The following is a 22471-nucleotide window of genomic DNA, read 5'->3' as shown; positions in this document are numbered from 1 at the left end:
CAACTGCCGTGGCGTACTCCGGTCACAACTGGATACCGCCCATCCGTTGCGAGCGTCGGATCATGAACAACCTGAAAATCGCCACCTTCAACGTCAACGGCATGCGCGCACGCCTGCCGAATCTACTGGCGTGGCTTGCGCGGGAGCAGCCAGACATCGCCTGCCTGCAGGAACTCAAATCGGTGGACGGGGCATTCCCTGCCGCTGAGCTGGAGGCGGCCGGTTATGGCGCTATCTGGCAGGGCCAGGCGGCGTGGAACGGGGTGGCGATTCTGGCGCGCGATGCGCAACCGCTGGAGCGTCGGCGTGGTCTGCCGGGCGATGACAGTGACACCCATAGCCGCTACATCGAAGCGGCCGTGCACGGGGTTCTGGTGGGGTGTCTGTACTTGCCCAACGGCAATCCGCAGCCAGGGCCAAAGTTCGATTACAAACTGGCGTGGTTCGAGCGGCTGATCTCTTACGCCAAGGACCTGCAAGGCAGCGACCATCCGGTGGTGCTGGCCGGCGACTACAACGTGGTGCCCACCGACATGGACATCTACAACCCACGCTCCTGGCTCAAGGACGCGCTGCTGCAACCCGAGAGTCGGGCGTGTTATCAACGTCTGCTGGATCAGGGTTGGATTGATTCCCTGCGTCATCTGTATCCGCAGGAGCGGATCTACACCTTCTGGGACTACTTCCGGCAGCACTGGCAAAAAAACTCCGGACTGCGCATCGATCATCTACTGCTCAATCAGGCAGCGCGTCCTTACCTGCAAGAGGCCGGTGTCGACGCCTGGGTTCGCAACGAGTCTCATGCCAGCGATCACGCGCCGACGTGGATTCGATTGGGTTCACGCAAGCGGCGATAGTTTTGGCGTGTGCGGCGATTGGCGAAATCAATTATCGGCCCGGACGCTTTTTCCCTTATACATGGCGGCCATCGGCGGAGCGATCCGCGGGTTCCATGCATAAGGATTGAGCGATGAGCGAACCACGACTGACAAATCTTGCGCTGTACCTGCAACGCCTGGGTTTCGACGCGCCCCCGGCGCCGACCCTGCAAACCCTGCGTCAATTGCAGTTGCGCCACACCGGCGCCTTCCCGTTCGAAAACCTCACCACGCTGTTAGGGCAACCGGTACTCATCGACCTGCCGTCCATCGAGCAGAAAGTCCTGCACGACGGCCGTGGCGGTTACTGCTACGAACTCAACAACCTGTTCCTGGCCTTGCTGCAGACGCTGGGTTTCGAGGCGCGCGGCATCACCGGTCGCGTGGTCATGAACCAGCCCGAAGGCGCATGGACCGCACGCACTCACCGCTTGAGCCTGGTGACCCTCGACGGCGTGCGCTACATCACCGATGTCGGCTTTGGCGGCATGGTGCCTACCGCGCCATTGATCCTCGACACCGAGGACGAACAGCTCACTCCCCACGAACCCTATCGCATCGAACAGCATGCAGACGGTTACACCCTGCGTGCCAACGTCGGCGGTGAATGGCGGGCGATGTACATCTTCGACCTGCAACGTCAGGAAGACATCGATTACACCCTCGGCAACTGGTACGTCTCGACTCATCCCGAATCGTCCTTCGTCAAACAATTGATGGTGGCGCGGACGGGGGAGGGATGGCGACGCACTCTGAACAATGGCAGTTTTGCCATTCACCGCATGGGCAGCGAGAGCGAGCGGCGGCAGGTGACGGATGTGGATGAGTTGATTGGGTTGCTGGAACGTGAGTTCGACATTCGGGTGCCAGCGAAGGAGGCGTTGAAGCCGGTGCTGGAGCGGTTGATCGAGCCGGTGCCGCAGGCAAACTGAGCACCACGCGAAGGGCGGATCTGATCAATCCGCCCTTTTTTATTTGGCCGACTCAAGCGGTTTGTGTCTAGGAACGAACTTCTAGCTCCATCACGTGATGGATTTCGCTGAGGGCCTCTGACAATTTTTTCTCCAGGCTTTTCAGCTCCGAGGCGGTTATGCCTTTTTTGAAATGCCCGACGTTTGCCCCCGCGGTGTTCTCATCGGGCTTCGCCGCTTTGCCTTTATCACTGAGCAACATCTGGCGCAAAGTATTGTTGATCACTGTCTGGTAGCCATACCCCTCGTTTTCTGCCAGAGCACGCGCGGCCTCTATGACGACATCGTCGAGCATGATGGTGATTCGGGTCTTGCCTTTGCTTGTGGCAATTGCTCCACGCTTGGCGTTGCTGAAGTCGTATTCGTCTTTCATCGTTCAAGCCTCCAAATAGTGGCGACGCTCGCCTTTGGTGGCGACGCGTGCGGAAATGATTCGCACGAAATTCGGGTCGCGCCAGGTGTACGCAACGACCAGCAAGCGACCTTTGGCATCCAGCCCCATGATGATCCACCGCTGCTCATCATGATGGTCGTCCTGAAAAGTCAGGGCTCGTTCGTCATAAAACACCGGTTCTGTCTCTGCGAGGCTGATGCCTTGATGTTTTAGTTTGTTGGCCGCGTTCTTTGCCCTGTGATACTGAATTTCGAATGACTTAATTATGCATACTTTATATGTATAAGCGAGGAGGCGTCCGTGCCGGCGGTCGCTTGGAAAGCAAAAGATTAGCGGTGAGGAGGGATAGGGGGGCAGGGATGTATTTCAAGACGTTTGGGGCTGGAGGCGCTATGGCCAAAGGGTGGCGTGGACAAGTGTCCATAATCTGACTGGCTAGTTGTATACAACTCTATAGACATTTGTCTTGAGTATTGAATACAGTGTGCGCATAACAAAAACCAGGGAACCCCCCAACCATGAAAACGCCCCATGTTTCACACCAACGGCCCGAGGACGAAAACCTTGGGATCGGCGCGAATATGGCTTATGGCCTGCAACACGTTCTGACCATGTACGGCGGTATCGTCGCGGTGCCTTTGATCATCGGCCAGGCGGCCGGGCTCTCGCCGGCGGACATCGGTTTGTTGATTGCTGCTTCATTGTTTGCAGGGGGGCTGGCGACATTGCTGCAAACCCTGGGTTTGCCGTTTTTCGGTTGTCAGTTGCCGCTGGTGCAGGGCGTGTCGTTCTCCGGCGTTGCGACCATGGTCGCGATTGTCAGCAGTGGCGGGGAGGGTGGCTTTCAGTCGATTCTCGGGGCGGTGATTGCCGCGTCGTTGATCGGTTTGCTGATCACGCCGGTGTTCTCAAGGATTACCAAGTTCTTTCCACCGCTGGTGACCGGCATTGTGATCACCACTATCGGCTTGACGCTGATGCCGGTGGCCGCGCGCTGGGCCATGGGTGGCAACAGCCATGCGCCGGATTTCGGCAGCATGGCGAACATCGGTCTGGCGGCGGTGACGCTGGTGCTGGTGCTGCTTTTGAGCAAGATCGGCAGCGCGACCATTTCCCGTTTGTCGATCCTCCTGGCGATGGTCATCGGCACGGTCATCGCTGTGTTCCTCGGCATGGCGGATTTCTCGTCCGTTACCCAAGGGCCAATGTTCGGCTTTCCGGCGCCGTTCCATTTCGGCATGCCGACCTTCCACTTCGCCGCGATCCTGTCGATGTGCATCGTGGTCATGGTGACCTTGGTGGAAACCTCGGCCGACATCCTTGCCGTTGGTGAAATCATCGGCACCAAGGTCGACTCCAAACGCCTCGGTAATGGTCTGCGCGCCGACATGTTGTCGAGCATGATTGCGCCAATCTTCGGCTCCTTCACTCAGAGCGCCTTCGCCCAGAACGTTGGGCTGGTGGCGGTGACCGGGATCAAGAGCCGCTTCGTGGTGGCCACGGGTGGTGTGTTTCTGGTGGTGCTCGGATTGCTGCCGTTCATGGGCCGGGTCATCGCCGCCGTGCCGACCTCGGTGCTCGGCGGCGCCGGCATCGTGTTGTTCGGTACCGTCGCCGCCAGCGGCATCCGGACACTGTCCAAGGTCGACTACCGCAACAACGTCAACCTGATCATCGTCGCCACTTCCATCGGTTTCGGCATGATCCCCATCGCCGCCCCGAACTTCTACGACCACTTTCCAAGCTGGTTCTCGACGATCTTCCACTCGGGCATCAGCTCCTCGGCGATCATGGCTATCGTGCTGAACCTGACCTTCAACCACCTCACGGCCGGCAACTCGGACCAGCAATCAGTGTTTGCCGCCGGTACTGAACGAGTCCTGCGTTATCAAGACCTGGCGGCGCTGCGGGAAGGGGACTACTTCAGCGAAGGTAAACTGCGCGACTGCGACGGGAATGAGGTTCCGGTGGTGGAGATGGACCATGGGCATGCCGAGTTGCAGGTGGTGCATGCGAAAAACCGTGAGCATGTCTGACTGGCGATCGGGGGTGGGTCGACCGATTCAGTTGTCGGTCAGGTTGACACTCGCTCCACGCATGGTTGACAATCGAATTTGAGGTCTGCAATTGCGCATCCTTGGGCTTGGCCTCCAGCATTGGCCCCCCATCTTGTTGGCAGCAGAGAAGCTGGCTCCCTCTGAAGTAGTGACGACTGGCATGCCGGTCGGATTCTGAACCCAAGGTCATTTGTGGCCAGGAGCTAAAGAATCGCTGCGACTACTCCTCGAAAATTCAAAAGGCGTCCATCAGGACGCCTTTTTTATTGCTTGGGATCTGGTTTGGCGATTGTGCCGACCAGGGTGCCTTCTGCACGTCTCTTGGGATACCAGGTTACGACGTAGTATCCGAAGCCGCGACGCTCATTTCGAGGCTCCAGAATGAGCGAGCCGGTAGGATTTTTAAGCACGGCGACTCTGTGATCACCTCTCATTTCCTTGAACTCACAGTAGATGGGGGCGCCGGGTACGATCATTTTGGCGATGTGGGCTGCCACATCATCAATGGTGTGGCAGCCAAATATTGCCAGGTCGGTCTTGTGGGCTTCCCAGACATGTCGAACGCCAAATCCTTTGTTGATGCCTTTGTGAATTCCGACCCGCAGGAATATTTCGCCACCCCGTAAATTGAACCTGGGCATCTCGGGAAGGGTGCCAAAGCTCAGTGAGCCACCAGGGTGAGGGACAAGGACGTTCTCCTTGAGTTTGAGTAACTCTGACACGTGAACGATCCGGGGATGTTGGCAGGCGAGAGGCGCTATTCATAACGCACAAGTTCGCTGCTTTACAGTCAGCATCCGGCCACTATGAAAGTGGCTATTGATGCTCTAGTCCAGGGTTTACGGGGGCTCAGGCGAAAGCCTGAAACACGGCTACAGAAAATCAGGAAGCTTCCTACTCTGTCGGGGTAGGGAATTCATAGGATCGTGTCTTTTCGTCAAGCACAAAAAAGCCCCTGAATCTTTCGATTCAGGGGCTTTTCGGTTTTGCTGTCTGGCTCCACGACCTGGACTCGAACCAGGGACCCAGTGATTAACAGTCACTTGCTCTACCAACTGAGCTATCGCGGAATGGCGTGTATGTTACTGATTCAAAAAGAGAAGTCAAGCCTCTGTTGGCAATTTGATGTTTTCATCGGATCAGAGGGAGGTTTATCGGCCATTGGCGGTTACCAGAAGCGCGGTAGAGGTCTACCATGGCCGCCCGGAAGTGGTGACACGCGCTGCCGGCCCTCAGCCGAAAAGGTACGCGCCATGAATCACCCAGCCTTCACACCCCGAAACAGTGGGGTGTTCCCATGAGCATCGCTCAGATCAGCCTGCCCAAAGGTGTCGGCCCGCACGCCGAGAAACTGCTCGACGCAATCACTCAGGCCAGCACCGCTGACGAGCTGAACCGCGCAGGCGGCAAGGCCGAAGGTTTTGTCCTGGGCCTGGAAAGCACCAAGGCGATCAAAAGCCAGGTGGCCGAGTCGCTTTATGTCGCCTATGACGACGCGGCCAGCCAGCGTGCGAGCGAATTGGCCTAACCGCCAAAAGTGATGGTGCCGAGCATCAGCTTGGCATACAGCATCGTGGCGGCCAGTTGCACCAGCCACAAGGCCAGGCCGCCAAGGAACACGCCCGCGGCCACTTGCAGCACCAGGTTATTACCGCGTTTGGCCGAGGAGCGGGGCACGAAGTGGTCCAGTTCGTCGCGGTCGGCGCGTAGGTCGTCGTTTTTCATGTGGGGTTCTCGCAAGAATTCTCGGGTGTACATAAAGCCTGTGGGAGTTTAAAGGGCGCAGCGGCTGCTTTGAGATTTATCTGAGGCCAATAAAAAACGGGAAGCCATTTTGGCTTCCCGTTTTCATGGTGCGCGACGACTCAGATCACCTGAACGATGGCCTTGGTCACGGCGTCGATGTTGCTCTGGTTCAGCGCGGCAACGCAGATGCGGCCGGTGTCCAGGGCGTAGATGCCGAACTCGTTGCGCAGACGGGTCACTTGCTCAACCGTCAGGCCGGAGTAGGAGAACATGCCGCGCTGGCGACCGACGAAGCTGAAATCGCGCTGTGGAGCGTTTTTCGCCAGCAGGTCGACCATCTGGGTGCGCATGCCGCGAATCCGCAGACGCATTTCTGCCAGTTCTTCTTCCCACTGGGCACGCAATACCGGGCTGTTCAGCACAGCGGCGACGATGCTTGCACCGTGGGTCGGCGGGTTGGAGTAGTTGGTGCGGATCACGCGTTTGACTTGCGACAGCACGCGAGCGCTTTCTTCTTTCGATTCGCTGACGATCGACAAAGCGCCAACGCGCTCGCCGTACAGCGAGAAGGATTTGGAGAACGAACTGGAAACGAAGAAGGTCAGGTTCGATTCGGCGAACAGGCGCACAGCGGCAGCGTCTTCATCGATACCGTCGCCAAAGCCCTGGTAGGCCATGTCGAGGAATGGAATGTGACCTTTGGCTTTCACCACGTCCAGCACGTTTTTCCAGTCCGCTGGGCTCAGGTCGACGCCGGTCGGGTTGTGGCAGCAAGCGTGCAGCACAACGATGGAGCCGGACGGCAGGGCGTTCAGGTCTTCCAGCAGGCCAGCGCGGTTAACGTCGTGGGTGGCGGCGTCGTAGTAGCGATAGTTCTGCACCGGGAAACCGGCGGTTTCGAACAGTGCGCGGTGGTTTTCCCAGCTCGGGTCGCTGATCGCCACGACGGCGTTCGGCAGCAGTTGCTTGAGGAAATCGGCACCGATTTTCAGCGCGCCAGTACCGCCGACGGCCTGGGTGGTGATGACCCGGCCAGCAGCGATCAGCGGCGAATCATTGCCGAACAGCAGTTTCTGCACGGCCTGGTCATAGGCGGCGATGCCGTCGATCGGCAAGTAGCCACGGGAAACGTGTTGAGCGGCGCGAATCGTCTCGGCTTCGACAACGGCGCGCAGGAGAGGAATTCGTCCTTGCTCGTCGCAGTAAACACCGACCCCCAGGTTGACCTTGTTGGTACGGGTATCGGCATTGAATGCTTCGTTGAGGCCCAGGATTGGATCGCGTGGTGCCATTTCGACAGCGGAGAACAGGCTCATTATTGCGGCGGCTCTGAATGGAGTGTGGAGGGACGTGTCGCGCTCCAGCCGAATGCACTAGAGCGGTGCACAAACGGGGAGCTAGTATAGAGGCCATCAGCGATTGATGGCGACAGGCGATTCGGTTTTTACGGTAAGTTTTTCCAATTATTTTTCGATCGCTGTTTGAGTGACGTCGTCAAAGGTTTTACCCGATGTAGGACGTTTGCCTTGAAAGGGATGGCAATCGGCTCCACATTGAGCACAATCCAGTTTTTTCCTCGGGCGACATCGGTCGTTTGCGGTCTTTCTCGTTCCTGTCCGGTGTAACCGGGCAAGAGTGAACCAGAGGTATGTATGTCTGAATTCCAGCTAGTCACCCGCTTCGAGCCCGCCGGCGATCAGCCGGAAGCCATCCGTCTGATGGTCGAGGGCATCGAGGCCGGGCTGGCGCACCAGACGCTGCTCGGTGTGACCGGCTCGGGCAAGACCTTCAGCATCGCCAACGTGATCGCCCAAGTGCAGCGCCCGACGCTGGTGCTGGCGCCGAACAAGACCCTGGCTGCGCAGTTGTACGGCGAGTTCAAGGCGTTCTTCCCGAACAACGCCGTTGAATACTTCGTCTCCTATTACGACTACTACCAGCCCGAAGCCTATGTGCCGTCGTCCGACACCTTCATTGAGAAGGACGCCTCGATCAACGACCACATCGAGCAGATGCGCCTGTCCGCGACCAAAGCGCTGCTGGAACGCAAAGACGCAATCATTGTCACCACGGTGTCGTGCATCTACGGTCTGGGCAGCCCGGAAACCTATTTGAAGATGGTGTTGCACGTGGATCGCGGCGACAAGCTCGACCAGCGTGCGCTGTTGCGTCGCCTGGCCGACCTGCAATACACCCGCAACGACGTGGACTTCGCCCGGGCGACTTTCCGGGTGCGCGGCGATGTGATTGATATCCACCCGGCGGAATCCGATTTTGAGGCGATCCGCATCGAGCTGTTCGATGACGAGGTGGAGAGTCTGTCCGCCTTCGATCCGCTGACGGGCGAAGTCATCCGCAAGCTGCCGCGCTTCACCTTCTATCCGAAGAGCCACTACGTGACGCCTCGGGAAACCCTGCTCGACGCCGTGGAGGGGATCAAGGTCGAGTTGCAGGAACGCCTGGAATACCTGCGTTCCAACAACAAACTGGTGGAAGCCCAACGCTTGGAGCAACGCACTCGTTTCGACCTGGAGATGATTCTGGAGCTGGGTTACTGCAACGGCATCGAAAACTACTCGCGCTACCTGTCGGGCCGTGCATCCGGCGAGGCGCCGCCCACCTTGTTCGACTACCTGCCGGCCGACGCCTTGCTGGTGATCGACGAATCCCACGTCAGCGTGCCGCAGGTCGGCGCCATGTATAAGGGCGACCGGTCCCGTAAGGAAACGCTGGTGGAATATGGCTTCCGCCTGCCATCGGCGCTGGATAACCGGCCAATGCGTTTCGACGAGTTCGAAGGCATCAGCCCGCAGACAATATTTGTCTCGGCCACGCCGGGCAATTACGAGGCTGAGCACGCAGGGCGCGTGGTCGAGCAAGTGGTGCGCCCGACTGGCCTTGTGGACCCGCAGATCGAAATCCGTCCGGCGCTGACTCAGGTCGACGACTTGCTCTCGGAAATCACCAAGCGCGTAGCCCTGGAAGAGCGGGTGCTGGTCACCACGCTGACCAAGCGCATGTCCGAGGATTTGACCGATTACCTGGCCGATCACGGCGTGCGCGTGCGTTATCTGCACTCGGACATCGACACCGTGGAGCGGGTCGAGATCATCCGTGACTTGCGCCTCGGCACCTTCGATGTGCTGGTGGGGATCAACCTGCTGCGTGAAGGCCTGGACATGCCGGAAGTCTCGCTGGTGGCGATTCTTGATGCGGACAAGGAGGGCTTCCTGCGCTCCGAACGCTCGCTGATCCAGACCATTGGCCGGGCGGCACGCAACCTTAATGGCCGGGCGATTCTGTATGCGGATCGGATTACTGGTTCCATGGAGCGGGCAATCGGCGAAACCGAGCGTCGTCGCGACAAGCAGATCGCCTTCAACCTGGCCAACGGCATTACGCCCAAAGGGGTGTTCAAGGACGTTGCCGACATTATGGAAGGCGCGACTGTGCCGGGTTCGCGCAGCAAGAAGCGCAAAGGCATGGCCAAGGCCGCCGAGGAAAGCGCCAAATACGAAGCCGAATTGCGCTCGCCAAGCGAGATCACCAAGCGCATTCGTCAGCTGGAAGAGAAGATGTACCAGCTCGCCCGCGACCTGGAATTCGAAGCCGCGGCGCAGCTGCGCGACGAAATCGGCAAGCTGCGGGAGCGGTTGATCGCGGTTTGACGTTCCCTCTGTAGACGCTGCCGAAGGCTGCGATCTTTTGATCTTGTTTTTACAGGCAAAGTCAAAAGATCGCAGCCTTGGCGACTCCTGCAGCGCTTAAATCCCGCACTCACTGGAGCCGGGCGGCTATCGCCTGTTACCATTCGCCCCTTGTTTGATCTTTGCTTTTCATTCTTTTTGAGACATGCCATGACCACCGTCCGCACTCGCATCGCGCCATCGCCTACCGGGGACCCCCACGTAGGTACCGCTTACATCGCTTTGTTCAACTACTGCTTTGCCAAGCAGCATGGCGGTGAGTTCATCCTGCGGATCGAAGACACCGACCAACTGCGTTCGACCCGCGAGTCCGAACAGCAGATTTTCGACGCCCTGCGCTGGTTGGGTATCGACTGGAGCGAAGGCCCGGATGTCGGCGGCCCGCACGGTCCTTACCGTCAGAGTGAGCGCGGCGATATCTACCAGAAGTACTGCCAGCAACTGGTCGACATGGGCCATGCCTTCCCGTGCTTCTGCACTGCCGAAGAACTGGACCAGATGCGCGCCGAGCAAATGGCCCGCGGTGAGACCCCGCGTTACGACGGCCGTGCGCTGTTGCTGTCCAAGGAAGAAGTCGCGCGCCGCCTGGCCGCTGGCGAACCTCACGTGATCCGCATGAAAGTGCCGACCGAAGGCGTGTGCGTGGTGCCGGACATGCTGCGTGGCGACGTTGAGATCCCGTGGGATCGCATGGACATGCAAGTGTTGATGAAAACCGACGGCCTGCCGACGTACTTCCTGGCCAACGTGGTCGATGACCACCTGATGGGCATCACTCACGTGCTGCGCGGTGAAGAATGGCTGCCTTCGGCACCGAAACTGATCCTGCTGTACGAGTACTTCGGCTGGGAACAGCCGCTGCTGTGCTACATGCCGCTGCTGCGTAACCCGGACAAGAGCAAGCTGTCCAAGCGCAAGAACCCGACCTCGGTGACGTTCTACGAGCGCATGGGCTTCATGCCGGAAGCGATGCTCAACTACCTGGGCCGCATGGGCTGGTCGATGCCGGACGAGCGCGAGAAGTTCTCCCTGCAGGAAATGGTCGACAACTTCGACCTGAGCCGCGTCTCGCTTGGCGGGCCGATTTTCGACATCGAGAAACTGTCGTGGCTCAACGGCCAGTGGTTGCGTGACCTGCCGGTGGAAGAGTTCGCCGCTCGCGTGCAGAAGTGGGCGCTGAACCCTGAATACATGATGAAGATCGCGCCGCACGTGCAGGGCCGGGTTGAAACCTTCAGCCAGGTCGCACCGCTGGCTGGCTTCTTCTTCGCTGGTGGCGTGAATCCGGACGCTAAACTGTTCGAATCCAAGAAGCTCTCGGGCGATCAGGTTCGTCAGTTGATGCAATTGATCCTGTGGAAGCTGGAAAGCCTGCGTCAATGGGAGAAGGACAGCATCACCGCAACGATTCAGGCGGTGGTCGAATCCCTGGAGCTGAAGCTGCGTGACGCCATGCCGCTGATGTTTGCTGCGATCACCGGGCAGGCCAGTTCGGTATCGGTGCTCGACGCGATGGAAATCCTCGGTCCGGACCTGACCCGTTTCCGTCTGCGCCAGGCCATTGACCTGCTGGGCGGCGTGTCGAAGAAAGAAAACAAAGAGTGGGAAAAGCTTCTGGGCGCGATTGCCTGACGGCGTTTGACTCAGTAGGAGCTGCCGAAGGTCGCGATCTTTTGATCCTGATCTTCGGCGCTTCCCCCGAATTTACGGGGGGAGGGCGGTAAGTGATTGTTATGTCGGCAAAAAATTTTAAATTTTTTGAAAAATAAGTTTGACAGCTTTCCGATGCGCCATTAAGATTCGCCCCGTCCTCAGCGATGAGGGGCTATAGCTCAGCTGGGAGAGCGCTTGCATGGCATGCAAGAGGTCGACGGTTCGATCCCGTCTAGCTCCACCAATTTACACTTCAAGGTCTGGCCACACCGACCTTGAAGCGATCAACACTCAGCGTTGATCAGTTGTATAGAAGGGTTTGCGTCCCCTTCGTCTAGTGGCCTAGGACACCGCCCTTTCACGGCGGTAACAGGGGTTCGAGTCCCCTAGGGGACGCCAGTTTTACAGAAGCGATGTTGCAAGATGTCGCTCCGCCGCGAGGCGAAAAATCCGGGGCTATAGCTCAGCTGGGAGAGCGCTTGCATGGCATGCAAGAGGTCGACGGTTCGATCCCGTCTAGCTCCACCAATTTTACAGTTCAAGGTCTGGCCACACCGGCCTTGAATCGATCAGCTCTCAGCACTGATCAGTTGTATAGAAGGGTTTGCGTCCCCTTCGTCTAGTGGCCTAGGACACCGCCCTTTCACGGCGGTAACAGGGGTTCGAGTCCCCTAGGGGACGCCACGATTACCCGCTTTGCGGGATTTTTAAGGGTCATTCAATTATTGAATGGCCCTTTTGTTTGTCTGGCGTTTGGCCAAATCTCCTTTTTCCCCAAAACTGTTCTTCAGACCAGCGGTCACATCCACGACTTGCGAAAAATTATTATGAGAATAATATTCTAGTCGTAATATTCGGAGGCAACGATGAACGATAAAAAAGCTCAAACCCGCGAACGCATCCTCAAGGCTGCCAGTGCAGCGCTGATCCAGCGCGGCCCGGCCGAGCCGAGCGTGGGCGAAGTGATGGGCGCGGCCGGCCTGACGGTCGGCGGTTTCTACGCGCACTTCGAGAGCAAGGACGCGTTGATGCTGGAAGCGTTCAAGCAGCTGCTCAGCCATCGTCGTGACTTGATCGCCGACATGGATGCCGAGTTGACCGGCGAAGAGCGTCGCGCGTTGGTCGCAGCGTTCTACCTGTCGCGCAAACACCGTGATTCCACCGAGCAGGCATGCCCGGTTCCAGCGTCGATCAGTGAACTGGGCCGTCTGCCGGACGAATTTCGTGTGGCGTTGAATGAACATATTGAATTGATGGTCGCGCAGTTGGCAGCCAGCCCGGAAGACATCGACAAGGTCTTGGCCGACATCGCCTTGATGGTGGGTGGTTTGGCGCTGGCGCGGGCGCTGGGGCCAGGAGAGTTGTCCGATCGATTGCTGCGCGCCGCCAAATCGGCGGTGCTGTGACCTAAAGGCATCCAGCCTGAGGAGATGAGCGATGAACGCGTTGAGCTGGGTTCGTGGCGTTAATGGCACCTTGGGCTGGTTCGCACCGAAGCTGGTGGCGAGCAAGATGCGTCTGGCATTCATGACCCCGCGGGAGTTGCCGCCGCGTGATTGGGAATTGCCGCTGCTGGCGAAATCCGAGCGGATCACCTTGCGCTTCGGCCTCTCGGCGCTGCGTTGGGGACAGGGCCCGGCAGTGTTGTTGATGCACGGCTGGGAAGGCCGGCCAACGCAGTTTGCCGCGCTGATCACGGCGCTGGTCGATGCCGGTTACACCGTGGTCGCCTTGGACGGCCCGGCTCACGGTCGCTCGCCTGGACGCGAAGCCAATGTGGTGCTGTTCGCCCGGGCGATGCTTGAAGCAGCTGCTGAACTACCGCCGCTGCAAGCGGTAATCGGTCACTCGATGGGCGGCGCCAGTGCGATGCTCGCGGTGCAGTTGGGCTTGCGCACCGAAACCCTGGTCTCGATCGCCGCCCCGGCGCGAATCCTTGGGGTGCTGCGCGGTTTTGCGCGCTATGTACGCCTGCCGCCCAAAGCCCGTTCGGCGTTCATTCGTCAGGTCGAAAAAGACGTCGGCATGCGCGCCGCTGCGCTGGATGTCGCGCACTACCAGCTCGACATGCCTGGCCTGATTGTCCATGCCGAGGACGACAACTATGTTTCGGTCAAGGAATCCCAATTGATTCACGAAGCCTGGTTCGACAGTCGCTTGTTGCGCCTGGAAGAGGGCGGTCATCAGCGGGTCCTGGCCGATCCGCGGGTAATCGATGGCGTGCTCTCGCTGCTGGCCGGTCGTAGCCTGCAGTCGCGCCAATCGGCCTGAGCTTCCGTTACACTGCCCCGGTCGAAATAATCTGACCGGGAGTGGGGCATGGGCTGGGATCGGGCAACGCCGTTTATCATTGATCTGGAAGTGGGCGCCGAAGACATCGACGGGTTGGGCCACGCGAACAACGCGGTGTACGTGACCTGGCTCGAGCGCTGTGCCTGGCGTCACTCGCAGCGGCTGGGTCTGGACCTGGTCGAGTATCGGCGGCTGGACCGGGCTATGGCGGTGGTGCGGCACGAGATTGATTACCTGGCGGCGGCCTACGAAGGCGATGAGCTGCAGCTGGCGACCTGGATCGTCGATTGGGACCAGCGCCTGAGAATGACCCGACACTTCCAGCTGATCCGCCCCAGTGACAACTCGACGTTGCTGCGGGCGCAGACCACGTTCGTGTGCATCGAGCTGTCGACCGGCAAGCCCAAGCGCATGCCGGCGGAATTCATCGAGGGCTATGGCTCGGCATTGCAAGTTCCAAGCTGACACAGTCCGCATATTTGCCAGCGCCTGGTCTGACGAAATACCTTCTGCACGCCGAAACCAGTAAACTGCCGCACGTTTTTCGTCGAGTGTGTTTTTCATGCAAATTGCTTTGGCGCCCATGGAGGGGTTGGTCGACAACATCCTGCGGGACGTGCTGACCCGTGTGGGCGGTATCGATTGGTGTGTAACCGAGTTCATTCGGATCAACGATCAGCTGCTCACGCCTGCCTACTACCACAAGTTCGGCCCGGAACTGCTGACGGGCGCCCGTACCGCCTCTGGCGTGCCGCTGCGGGTGCAACTGCTTGGCTCCGATCCGGTGTGTCTGGCGGAAAACGCTGCACTGGCCTGCGAATTGGGTTCCGAAGTCATCGACCTGAACTTTGGCTGCCCGGCCAAGACCGTCAATAAGTCGCGTGGTGGCGCCGTTCTGCTCAAAGAGCCTGAGCTGCTCAACGAAATCGTCGAACATGTCCGTCGCGCGGTGCCCGCACACATTCCAGTGACCGCCAAAATGCGCCTGGGCTTCGACAGTCCCGATGGCTCGCTGGTTTGCGCCACAGCCCTGGCCGAAGGCGGTGCGGCGCACATCGTGGTTCACGCACGGACCAAAACGGATGGCTACAAGCCGCCAGCTCACTGGGAGTGGATCCCGCGGGTGCAGGACGTGGTCAAGGTGCCAGTGTTCGCCAACGGTGACATCTGGAGCGTCGAGGACTGGCGCCGTTGCCGCGAGATCAGCGGCGTCGAAGACATCATGCTCGGCCGCGGCCTGGTGTCGCGTCCGGACTTGGCCCGACAAATCGCCGCCGCCCGCGCCGGTGAGGAGGTCGTCGAGATGACCTGGGCCGAGCTGCTGCCGCTAATTCAGGATTTCTGGCTGCAAGCCAAGGCCCAGATGACACCACGCCAATCGCCGGGTCGCTTGAAGCAATGGCTGGCGATGCTAACCCGCAATTATCCTGAAGCGGTAGAGTTGTTCAGCGTGCTGCGACGTGAAACCGAACTGGATCAGGTCTCGCGTTTACTGGGGTTGCAGGTGTCTGAAGCCGCCTGAATCGGCTTGAAAAAAATCTGAAAATAATCTCTTGAAAAGTAATCAGCGGTCCTTATCTAAGGATTACGCGATGCCGAATTCGGGTCGCGGAGACAAAAAAACTTGCTGATTATGTTCAGGAGATTTGAATCATGAGTACTGCATTTTCCTTGGCCCCACTGTTCCGTTCCTCGGTAGGTTTCGACCGTTTCAACGACCTGTTCGAAACCGCCCTGCGCAATGAGCCAGGCAGCACCTATCCACCCTACAACGTTGAAAAATACGGTGATGATCAATACCGCATTGTTGTAGCGGCCGCCGGTTTCCAGGAAGACGATCTGGACCTGCAAGTAGAAAAAGGTGTACTGACCATCAGTGGCGGCAAACGTGACGCGGACGAAAACGTCACTTACCTGTACCAGGGCATCGCACAGCGCGCCTTCAAGCTGTCGTTCCGTCTGGCGGACCACATCGAAATCAAGGCCGCCGAACTGCGCAACGGTTTGTTGAGTATCGACCTGTTGCGTGTGATCCCGGAAGAAGCGAAAGCCAAACGCATCCCGATCAATGGGGCGGAAAAACCGGCTCTGCAACACTAATCGGTCAGAGCAAATGAGAAGGGCGCCATCCACTGGCGCCCTTTTTTTGTCCGTTATCCCGTCCTGAATAAGATTTACACCTATTTGTAGCAGCTGCTACGGGTTTATTTGAGCAGTTTCTGAAACTCCTCGACCAGCAACGGCCGGCTGTGCAAATACCCCTGATACAAATGGCAGCCCAGCCCTTGCAAAAACTCCAGTTGCTCCTCGGTTTCCACCCCTTCGGCAATCACTTCCAGCTCCAGGCTGCGGGCCATGGCGACGATGGCGCGAATGATTTCGGCATCGTTGGGGTCGGTGGTGGCGTCGCGGATGAACGACTGGTCGATTTTCAGGGTGTCGACCGGCAGGCGCTTGAGGTAGGTCAGCGAGGAGTAACCGGTACCGAAATCGTCCATGGCAAAGCTCACGCCGAGTTTTTTCAGGCGTCGCATTTTGCTGATGGTGTCGTCCAGGTTCTGGATGACGATGCCTTCGGTGATTTCCAGTTTCAGTAACGAGCAGGGCAGGTCGTGGCTGCCGAGGCTGTGCTCGATGCGTTCGACGAAGTCGTTCTGGCGGAATTGTCGCGGGCTGATATTCACGCACAGGCTGAAATTGAGCGGGTCGATCAGGCCTTTGGCGATCAGGCTTTTGAAGGCCGCACAGGCTTCGTCGAGGATCCATGTGCCGACTTCCAGAATCAGCCCGCTGTCTTCCAGCACCTTGATGAACTCGGTCGGCGATTGCGCGCCCAGTTGCGGATGGTGCCAGCGCACCAGGGCTTCGGCGCCGGTAATGCGGTTGTTGCGGGCGTCCACCTGAGGCTGGTATTGCACGCTGAATTCACCCCGGGAAAGGGCCAGGCGCAGGTCGGTCTCCATGCGCAGGCGTTCGCTGGCGGCCTTCTGCATGGTGTTGTGATACATCTGCGTGGTGTTGCGGCCCGAGTCTTTGGCGCGATAGAGGGCGATATCGGCGCGCTTGAGCAGGTCGGTCGGGGTCGAGCCGTGGTCGGGGATCAGCGCGATGCCGATGCTCGGCGTCACTTGCAGGCGCTGTCCATCGAGGAACATCGGTTCGGACAGCAATTCGCGCAAGGTATCCGCCAGTTCCCGGACTTGAGCGCTGACGTCGCTGCGCGAGCCTTCCAGGCCACTGAGCAGCACCACGAACTCATCGCCGCCCAGGCGTGCGACGGTGTCTTCCATGCGTACGCTGGCTTCAAGGCGCGCGGTGATGATTTTCAGCACCGTATCGCCCACCGGGTGGCCGAGGGAGTCGTTGATGTGCTTGAAGTGGTCGAGGTCGAGGAACATCAGGGCGCCACGCAAGTTGTGGCGCTTGAGCAGGGCGATCTGCTGGCTCAGGCGGTCCATCAACAGCGCGCGGTTCGGCAGGTTGGTCAGCGGGTCGTGGTAGGCCAGGTGACGGATCTGCGCTTCGGCATTTTTCAGCAGGCTGACGTCCCGGGCGGTCAGCAGCAGGCAGGCGGTTTCGTTGAGGGTGATCGGTTCCACCGAGACTTCGACGGTCAGCAACTCGCCGCGCTTGTTGCGCCCGAGCATTTCCAGGTGGTGAACCCGGCCCTTGATCTGTAGTTCGGCCAGCAACGCCGAGCGTTGTTTCTCCTCGGCCCAGATGCCGACCTGATACACCGTGCGGCCCACCACTTCATCGGCACGGTAGCCGGTCAGGCGGCAGAAGCCGTCGTTAACCTCCAGATAGCGTCCAGTGTCTCGCTCGGTAATGGTGATGGCGTCGGGGCTTGAGTGGAAGGCCTTGGCGAACTTCTCTTCGCTGGCCTTGAGCGCCGCTTCCGAGCGTTGCTGTTGGGTGATGTCGCGCAGGGTGGTGACGATGCACGGCTGGTCGCCGACGCTGATCTGGCGGCTGGAGATCACGCAGGTCAGGGATTGCCCGTCCTTGTGTTGAACGATGATCGCCACATTGTTCAGGCCCTGTTCGCGGATGACCCGCTCGATCCTTTGCAGGCTTTTCGCCGAGGCGTCCCACAGGCCGATTTCGTCGGCGCTGCGGCCGATGACGTCGGTGGTGCTCCAGCCGAACGTCTGGGTGAAGCTGGAGTTGATCTCGATGAAGTGGCCGGTGTCCTGGCGCGTGACGCAGATCGGGTCGGGGCTGACCTGGAACAACGTGGCAAATTTCTCTTCCGACGCTATCAGTTGCTGTTCGCGCTCCACTTGCTCGGTGATGTCCAGCAATGTGCCGGCCATGCGCAGCGGGTTGCCGTCGTCATCGCGGTAGAGCCTAGCGCGGCTTTCCAGGTAGCGCGAACTGCCGTCCGGCAGTTGCACGCGGTAGGTCAGTTGATAATTGCCGGCCGGGCCTTCGCGTAAGCTGCGGTAAGCGTCGCGCATGGTGTCGCGTTCTTCGCCGGGTACACCTTCGAAAAACGCATCGAAGGACTCATGGAAGGGTTTGGGCTCCAGCCCGTGCAGCTGAGCGGCCCGCGCCGAGCCATAAAGCATGCCGCTGGGGATGTGCCAGTCCCAGGTGCCGAGTTGTGCTGAATCCAGGGCCAGGTCGAGGCGTTCCTGGCTGTCTTTGAGGGCGTGCTCGGCGATTTTGCGTTCGGTAGTGTCAAGGAATGTGCTCAGCAGATAGGGCTGGCCTTCGAGCTCGACCTTTTGTGCGCTGAGAATGCCGTCGTGAACCTGCCCATTGCTGGCGCGAAATTGCACCTCCATGTTGATCAGCTCGCCTTTGGCCTTGGTGGCCTTGACCAGTTCCGCCCGTTGCTCCGGGTTGACCCAAAGGCCCAGTTCCAGCGTGGTTCGGCCGATTGCGTCTTGCACCGGCCAGCCGAACAGGCTTTCGAAGTACTGGTTGGCTTCGCTGATCAGGCCGTCTTCCTGTCGGGTCAGCAGCACCATGTTCGGGCACAGGTGAAACAGCGTGGCGAAGCGTTTTTCCGAGCTGCTCAGCGCTTGTTCACGCTGGCGCTGGTGGGTGATTTCACGGATGACCCCGATCATTCGTGGCCGGCCGTTTTTGTCCGGTAGCAGGCTGCCGTTGATTTCCAGCCAGTGCAGGCTGCCGTCGGGCCAGCGGATGCGGTGGTGCATGGCCTGCTCCAGCGGGGCGCCGGCGATCACTGCATTGAAGGCGCGGATGGCTTTCGCCCGATCCTCCTGGGGCAGCAGGTCGAGGTATTCCAGATCCTCGGGCAACGGTTGTCGGGGATCGAAGCCGAACAACGCCTGAGTGCCCCGTGACCAGCTGATCTGCCCGCGCTCGATGTCCCAATACCAGGCGCCCAGTCGGGCACCATTGAGGGCCGCGAGCAACTGTGGGGCACTTTCCCAGCTCTGCTCGGACCGTTTTGGGTCAATTGCCTGAATTCGCGGCATTGGCGGCATACGTTCAACAGATTTGGGCATGGATGACAGGCCTTGGGCTGAATTGGGCGTTAGGCACAGGGTTTTGGGGCTCTATAGGCGTAGCACAAAAGAAGAAGCACAGCTTAGCCGCGAGTCCCTGGCTGATCGATTTGTGCATCCAGCAAAGCCATGAAGGCCTTTGCCGCGTTCGACAGCGTCCGTTCGGTGTGCAGGATATAGCCTAGCTGGCGAGTGAGCTGTATGCCCGGCAAAGGTATGCGCGCCACTTGTTCATCCAGCATGGTGCGCGGCAAAACACTCCAGGCCAGGCCGATCGAGACCATCATCTTGATGGTTTCCAGATAATTGGTGCTCATGGCGATGTTCGGCGTCAGGCCCTGGGCTTCGAACAGGCGTTGCACGATGTGGTGGGTAAAGGTGTTGCCGCCGGGGAAAACCGCGGGGTGCAAGGCAATATCCGCCAGGCTGACCGCGCCGTTGCTGATCAGCGGATGCTCCGGGGCGGCCACGAAATCCAGCGGGTCGTCCCACACGGGCATGGCCTTGACCAATGTGTGAGGTTCCGGTGCAAGGGTGATGACTGCCAGTTCAGCGCGGCCATGGAGGATTTCTTCGTAGGCCACTTCCGAATCGAGGAACTGAATATCCAGCGCCACTTGCGGGTAACGTCGGGTGAACTCCCTTAATAAGGGCGGCAAGCGATGCAGGCCGATGTGATGGCTGGTGGCCAATGTCAGACGACCGGTCACTTCGCCAGTCAGGTTGGTCAGGGCGCGGCGGGTGTCATCCAGTACATTGAGGATCTGATAGGCCCGTGGCAGCAAGGCGCGGCCGGCTTCGGTCAGGCCGACTTCGCGGCCCAGTCGATCGAACAGTCGCACCTTCAATTGCTGCTCCAGCCCGGCGATGCGCTTGCTGATGGCCGGTTGCGTCAGGTGCAGCCGTTCGCCGGCGCCGGAGAAGCTTCCGGTCTCGGCAATCGCGATAAAAGCGTTGAGGTTGGCGAGGTCCATAATGAGGTCTCAGTGGCATTCCAGTTGGTTATGCAAAGCATAAAAAATATGAATTTGAGTTATTTAATGTAACCCCCTAGGATCGACCTCACAAGCCAAGGGGTTATTGAATTACTCAAGATCCGGGGCATAGAAACAAGCTGATGAGGAAACCGTCTGATGGCCGGCAAAACGCTCTACGACAAGCTCTGGGATTCGCATTTGGTCAAGCAGCGCGACGATGGCTCTGCGCTGATCTACATCGATCGTCACATCATCCACGAAGTGACCTCGCCGCAAGCCTTCGAAGGCCTGCGTCTGGCCGGGCGCAAGCCTTGGCGCATCGATGCCAACATCGCGACCCCGGACCACAACGTACCGACCACCCCGGAGCGCAAGGGCGGCATCGAAGCGATCGTCGACCAGGTCTCGCGTTTGCAGGTTCAGACCCTCGACGATAACTGTGACGAATACGGCATCGTCGAATTCAAGATGAATGACGTCCGCCAAGGGATCGTCCACGTCATCGGCCCGGAGCAGGGTGCCACCTTGCCGGGCATGACCGTGGTCTGCGGCGACTCCCACACCTCGACCCACGGCGCATTCGGTGCCCTGGCTCACGGTATCGGCACCTCCGAGGTCGAGCACGTGCTCGCCACTCAGTGCCTGGTCGCCAAGAAAATGAAGAACATGCTGGTGTTGGTCGAGGGCAAATTGCCGTTCGGCGTGACCGCCAAGGACATCGTCCTCGCCGTAATCGGCAAGATCGGCACCGCCGGCGGTAATGGCCATGCCATCGAATTCGCCGGTAGCGCGATTCGCGACTTGTCCGTTGAAGGCCGCATGACCATCTGCAACATGTCCATCGAAGCCGGCGCCCGTGTTGGCCTGGTGGCCGCTGACGAAAAAACCGTGGCTTACGTCAAGGGCCGTCCATTTGCTCCGAAGGGCGCGGAATGGGATTTGGCCGTCGAAGCCTGGAAAGACCTGGTCTCCGACGCCGATGCCAAGTTCGACACCATCGTCGAGCTCGATGCCTCTCAGATCAAGCCGCAAGTCAGCTGGGGCACCTCGCCTGAGATGGTGTTGGCCGTGGACCAGAACGTGCCGGATCCGGCCAAGGAAATGGACCTGGTCAAGCGTGACTCCATCGAACGCGCCTTGAAATACATGGGTTTGACCGCCAATCAGGCGATCACCGACATTCAGCTGGACCGCGTATTCATTGGTTCCTGCACCAACTCGCGGATCGAAGACCTGCGCGCCGCCGCGGTGATCGCCAAGGGCCGCAAAGTGGCTTCGACCATCAAGCAAGCCATCGTGGTGCCGGGTTCGGGGCTGGTGAAGGCTCAGGCTGAATCCGAAGGCCTGGACAAGATTTTTATCGAGGCCGGTTTTGAATGGCGTGAGCCTGGCTGCTCGATGTGCCTGGCGATGAACCCGGACCGTTTGGAATCGGGCGAGCATTGCGCGTCGACCTCCAACCGTAACTTCGAAGGCCGTCAGGGCGCCGGTGGTCGTACCCACCTCGTCAGCCCGGCCATGGCCGCCGCCGCCGCTGTGAACGGTCGTTTCGTCGACGTCCGTGAATTGATCTAAAGGAGCGCAGCATGAAAGCTTTTACCCAGCACACTGGTCTTGTCGCGCCTTTGGATCGTGCCAACGTCGACACCGACCAGATCATCCCGAAGCAGTTCTTGAAGTCGATCAAGCGCACCGGTTTCGGTCCGAACCTGTTCGATGAATGGCGTTATCTGGACGTTGGCCAGCCGTATCAGGACAACTCCAAGCGCCCGCTGAACAAGGACTTCGTCCTCAACGCCGAGCGTTATCAAGGCGCCAGCGTGTTGCTGGCCCGCGAGAACTTCGGTTGCGGCTCCAGCCGCGAGCACGCGCCGTGGGCACTGGAAGAGTACGGTTTCCGCAGCATCATCGCACCGAGCTACGCCGACATCTTCTTCAACAACAGCTTCAAGAACGGCTTGCTGCCGATCATCTTGAGTGACGCTGAAGTCGATGAGCTGTTCAAGCAGGTTGAAGCGAACCCGGGCTACCAGTTGCAGATCGATTTGCAGGCCCAGACCGTGACCCGTCCGGACGGTAAAGTGCTGAGTTTCGAGATCGATGCTTTCCGTAAGCACTGCCTGTTGAATGGTCTCGACGATATCGGTCTGACTTTGCAGGATCACGAGGCGATTGCGACGTTTGAAGCCAAACACCGCGCAAGCCAGCCATGGTTGTTTCGCGACGCCTGAGATTGATCAGGAATCGATGTAATCAGGGTCGGCCTCTTCGCGGGCAGGCCCAGGCAGCGCAAGGTTAAACCTAAAAAGGAAG

At 59.2% G+C, this 22471-nt stretch carries 20 protein-coding genes and 5 tRNA genes; 17 read left to right on the top strand and 8 right to left on the bottom strand.

Features of this window, described 5'->3' with window-relative positions; genetic code table 11:
* The first annotated feature begins 62 nt into the window (after positions 1-62).
* A complete protein-coding gene (xth, locus tag JUI81_RS11840) occupies positions 63-857 on the top strand; it encodes an exodeoxyribonuclease III (protein WP_019582105.1) in 795 nt (264 codons plus the stop codon).
* A gap of 113 nt (positions 858-970) precedes the next feature.
* Complete coding sequence (locus JUI81_RS11835; RefSeq protein ID WP_019582106.1) at positions 971-1810, top strand: arylamine N-acetyltransferase; 840 nt, start codon at positions 971-973, stop codon at positions 1808-1810.
* Between the two features lie 67 nt (positions 1811-1877).
* On the opposite strand, the gene JUI81_RS11830 is transcribed toward JUI81_RS11835, so the two are convergent.
* Positions 1878-2222 (bottom strand): BrnA antitoxin family protein, encoded by a 345-nt coding sequence (locus JUI81_RS11830; protein ID WP_204124287.1) that lies wholly within the window; start codon positions 2220-2222, stop codon positions 1878-1880.
* A gap of 3 nt (positions 2223-2225) precedes the next feature.
* A complete protein-coding gene (locus JUI81_RS11825; protein WP_204124463.1) occupies positions 2226-2507 on the bottom strand; it encodes a BrnT family toxin in 282 nt (93 codons plus the stop codon).
* Positions 2508-2761: 254 nt separating this feature from the next.
* Here JUI81_RS11825 and JUI81_RS11820 point away from each other — a divergent pair, with 254 nt between their 5' ends.
* Complete coding sequence (locus JUI81_RS11820) at positions 2762-4279, top strand: nucleobase:cation symporter-2 family protein (RefSeq protein WP_204124286.1); 1518 nt, start codon at positions 2762-2764, stop codon at positions 4277-4279.
* 284 nt (positions 4280-4563) lie between these two features.
* Here JUI81_RS11820 and JUI81_RS11815 read toward each other — a convergent pair whose 3' ends face one another.
* Together JUI81_RS11815 and JUI81_RS11810 are read right to left on the bottom strand one after the other, a co-directional pair.
* Positions 4564-5022, bottom strand: a complete 459-nt coding sequence (locus JUI81_RS11815) for a hypothetical protein (RefSeq protein WP_019582109.1) — start codon at positions 5020-5022, stop codon at positions 4564-4566.
* A gap of 272 nt (positions 5023-5294) precedes the next feature.
* Positions 5295-5370 (bottom strand) — tRNA-Asn (locus tag JUI81_RS11810).
* 227 nt (positions 5371-5597) lie between these two features.
* Here JUI81_RS11810 and JUI81_RS11805 point away from each other — a divergent pair.
* Positions 5598-5828: a hypothetical protein gene (locus JUI81_RS11805; RefSeq protein WP_019582110.1), complete on the top strand. Its 231-nt coding sequence runs from the start codon at positions 5598-5600 to the stop codon at positions 5826-5828.
* Here the strand turns inward: JUI81_RS11805 and JUI81_RS11800 are convergent.
* Positions 5825-6025, bottom strand: a complete 201-nt coding sequence (locus tag JUI81_RS11800; protein WP_007935214.1) for a hypothetical protein — start codon at positions 6023-6025, stop codon at positions 5825-5827. The two genes, JUI81_RS11805 and JUI81_RS11800, sit on opposite strands and share 4 nt — an antisense overlap.
* A gap of 140 nt (positions 6026-6165) precedes the next feature.
* Positions 6166-7362 (bottom strand): amino acid aminotransferase, encoded by a 1197-nt coding sequence (locus JUI81_RS11795; protein WP_204124285.1) that lies wholly within the window; start codon positions 7360-7362, stop codon positions 6166-6168.
* 336 nt (positions 7363-7698) lie between these two features.
* Between JUI81_RS11795 and uvrB the strand changes: the two genes are divergently transcribed.
* The 11 genes from uvrB to JUI81_RS11740 all read left to right on the top strand — a co-directional run bounded on the left by uvrB (position 7699) and on the right by JUI81_RS11740 (position 15798).
* Positions 7699-9714 (top strand): excinuclease ABC subunit UvrB, encoded by a 2016-nt coding sequence (gene uvrB / locus JUI81_RS11790; RefSeq protein ID WP_019582112.1) that lies wholly within the window; start codon positions 7699-7701, stop codon positions 9712-9714.
* A 189-nt stretch (positions 9715-9903) separates the two neighbouring features.
* Complete coding sequence (gene gltX, locus JUI81_RS11785) at positions 9904-11385, top strand: glutamate--tRNA ligase (RefSeq protein WP_204124284.1); 1482 nt, start codon at positions 9904-9906, stop codon at positions 11383-11385.
* 189 nt (positions 11386-11574) lie between these two features.
* Positions 11575-11650 (top strand) — tRNA-Ala (locus tag JUI81_RS11780).
* Positions 11651-11729: 79 nt separating this feature from the next.
* Positions 11730-11805: transfer RNA gene (locus JUI81_RS11775), tRNA-Glu, on the top strand.
* 53 nt (positions 11806-11858) lie between these two features.
* Positions 11859-11934: transfer RNA gene (locus JUI81_RS11770), tRNA-Ala, on the top strand.
* 80 nt (positions 11935-12014) lie between these two features.
* A tRNA-Glu gene (locus tag JUI81_RS11765) sits at positions 12015-12090 on the top strand.
* Positions 12091-12272: 182 nt separating this feature from the next.
* Positions 12273-12812 (top strand): TetR/AcrR family transcriptional regulator, encoded by a 540-nt coding sequence (locus JUI81_RS11760; RefSeq protein ID WP_019582113.1) that lies wholly within the window; start codon positions 12273-12275, stop codon positions 12810-12812.
* Between the two features lie 31 nt (positions 12813-12843).
* Positions 12844-13677 (top strand): alpha/beta fold hydrolase, encoded by an 834-nt coding sequence (locus tag JUI81_RS11755; protein WP_096480687.1) that lies wholly within the window; start codon positions 12844-12846, stop codon positions 13675-13677.
* A 48-nt stretch (positions 13678-13725) separates the two neighbouring features.
* The gene (locus tag JUI81_RS11750; RefSeq protein WP_019582115.1) at positions 13726-14163 is read left to right on the top strand and encodes a thioesterase family protein; all 438 of its coding nucleotides are present in this window, start codon (positions 13726-13728) and stop codon (positions 14161-14163) included.
* Positions 14164-14260: 97 nt separating this feature from the next.
* The gene (locus JUI81_RS11745; protein WP_007935194.1) at positions 14261-15220 is read left to right on the top strand and encodes a tRNA-dihydrouridine synthase; all 960 of its coding nucleotides are present in this window, start codon (positions 14261-14263) and stop codon (positions 15218-15220) included.
* Between the two features lie 131 nt (positions 15221-15351).
* The gene (locus JUI81_RS11740) at positions 15352-15798 is read left to right on the top strand and encodes an Hsp20 family protein (protein WP_019582116.1); all 447 of its coding nucleotides are present in this window, start codon (positions 15352-15354) and stop codon (positions 15796-15798) included.
* Between the two features lie 104 nt (positions 15799-15902).
* On the opposite strand, the gene JUI81_RS11735 is transcribed toward JUI81_RS11740, so the two are convergent.
* Positions 15903-19181 (bottom strand): PAS domain S-box protein, encoded by a 3279-nt coding sequence (locus JUI81_RS11735; protein WP_028939637.1) that lies wholly within the window; start codon positions 19179-19181, stop codon positions 15903-15905.
* Positions 19182-19264: 83 nt separating this feature from the next.
* Complete coding sequence (locus JUI81_RS11730) at positions 19265-20155, bottom strand: LysR family transcriptional regulator (RefSeq protein WP_028939636.1); 891 nt, start codon at positions 20153-20155, stop codon at positions 19265-19267.
* A gap of 159 nt (positions 20156-20314) precedes the next feature.
* Between JUI81_RS11730 and leuC the strand changes: the two genes are divergently transcribed.
* Together leuC and leuD are read left to right on the top strand one after the other, a co-directional pair.
* Entirely contained in the window at positions 20315-21733 is a 1419-nt protein-coding gene (leuC, locus tag JUI81_RS11725) for a 3-isopropylmalate dehydratase large subunit (RefSeq protein WP_018928098.1), read from the top strand.
* 11 nt (positions 21734-21744) lie between these two features.
* A complete protein-coding gene (gene leuD / locus JUI81_RS11720) occupies positions 21745-22389 on the top strand; it encodes a 3-isopropylmalate dehydratase small subunit (RefSeq protein WP_018928097.1) in 645 nt (214 codons plus the stop codon).
* Positions 22390-22471: the final 82 nt, after the last annotated feature.

Source organism: Pseudomonas sp. 008, from assembly GCF_016861935.1.
Lineage (GTDB): Bacteria > Pseudomonadota > Gammaproteobacteria > Pseudomonadales > Pseudomonadaceae > Aquipseudomonas.
Note: the sequence above shows the minus strand (reverse complement) of the source record. Positions and strands in the feature narration are given on the sequence as shown.

What these genes read in the sequence shown, in the direction of transcription:
- xth (WP_019582105.1), top strand. Translation starts at nt 63, where the DNA reads ATGAACAACCTGAAAATCGCCACCTTCAACGTCAACGGCATGCGCGCA.
- JUI81_RS11835 (WP_019582106.1), top strand. Translation starts at nt 971, where the DNA reads ATGAGCGAACCACGACTGACAAATCTTGCGCTGTACCTGCAACGCCTG.
- JUI81_RS11830 (WP_204124287.1), bottom strand. Translation starts at nt 2,222, where the DNA reads ATGAAAGACGAATACGACTTCAGCAACGCCAAGCGTGGAGCAATTGCC.
- JUI81_RS11820 (WP_204124286.1), top strand. Translation starts at nt 2,762, where the DNA reads ATGAAAACGCCCCATGTTTCACACCAACGGCCCGAGGACGAAAACCTT.
- JUI81_RS11805 (WP_019582110.1), top strand. Translation starts at nt 5,598, where the DNA reads ATGAGCATCGCTCAGATCAGCCTGCCCAAAGGTGTCGGCCCGCACGCC.
- JUI81_RS11800 (WP_007935214.1), bottom strand. Translation starts at nt 6,025, where the DNA reads ATGAAAAACGACGACCTACGCGCCGACCGCGACGAACTGGACCACTTC.
- JUI81_RS11795 (WP_204124285.1), bottom strand. Translation starts at nt 7,362, where the DNA reads ATGAGCCTGTTCTCCGCTGTCGAAATGGCACCACGCGATCCAATCCTG.
- uvrB (WP_019582112.1), top strand. Translation starts at nt 7,699, where the DNA reads ATGTCTGAATTCCAGCTAGTCACCCGCTTCGAGCCCGCCGGCGATCAG.
- gltX (WP_204124284.1), top strand. Translation starts at nt 9,904, where the DNA reads ATGACCACCGTCCGCACTCGCATCGCGCCATCGCCTACCGGGGACCCC.
- JUI81_RS11760 (WP_019582113.1), top strand. Translation starts at nt 12,273, where the DNA reads ATGAACGATAAAAAAGCTCAAACCCGCGAACGCATCCTCAAGGCTGCC.
- JUI81_RS11755 (WP_096480687.1), top strand. Translation starts at nt 12,844, where the DNA reads ATGAACGCGTTGAGCTGGGTTCGTGGCGTTAATGGCACCTTGGGCTGG.
- JUI81_RS11750 (WP_019582115.1), top strand. Translation starts at nt 13,726, where the DNA reads ATGGGCTGGGATCGGGCAACGCCGTTTATCATTGATCTGGAAGTGGGC.
- JUI81_RS11745 (WP_007935194.1), top strand. Translation starts at nt 14,261, where the DNA reads ATGCAAATTGCTTTGGCGCCCATGGAGGGGTTGGTCGACAACATCCTG.
- JUI81_RS11740 (WP_019582116.1), top strand. Translation starts at nt 15,352, where the DNA reads ATGAGTACTGCATTTTCCTTGGCCCCACTGTTCCGTTCCTCGGTAGGT.
- JUI81_RS11735 (WP_028939637.1), bottom strand. Translation starts at nt 19,181, where the DNA reads ATGCCCAAATCTGTTGAACGTATGCCGCCAATGCCGCGAATTCAGGCA.
- JUI81_RS11730 (WP_028939636.1), bottom strand. Translation starts at nt 20,155, where the DNA reads ATGGACCTCGCCAACCTCAACGCTTTTATCGCGATTGCCGAGACCGGA.
- leuC (WP_018928098.1), top strand. Translation starts at nt 20,315, where the DNA reads ATGGCCGGCAAAACGCTCTACGACAAGCTCTGGGATTCGCATTTGGTC.
- leuD (WP_018928097.1), top strand. Translation starts at nt 21,745, where the DNA reads ATGAAAGCTTTTACCCAGCACACTGGTCTTGTCGCGCCTTTGGATCGT.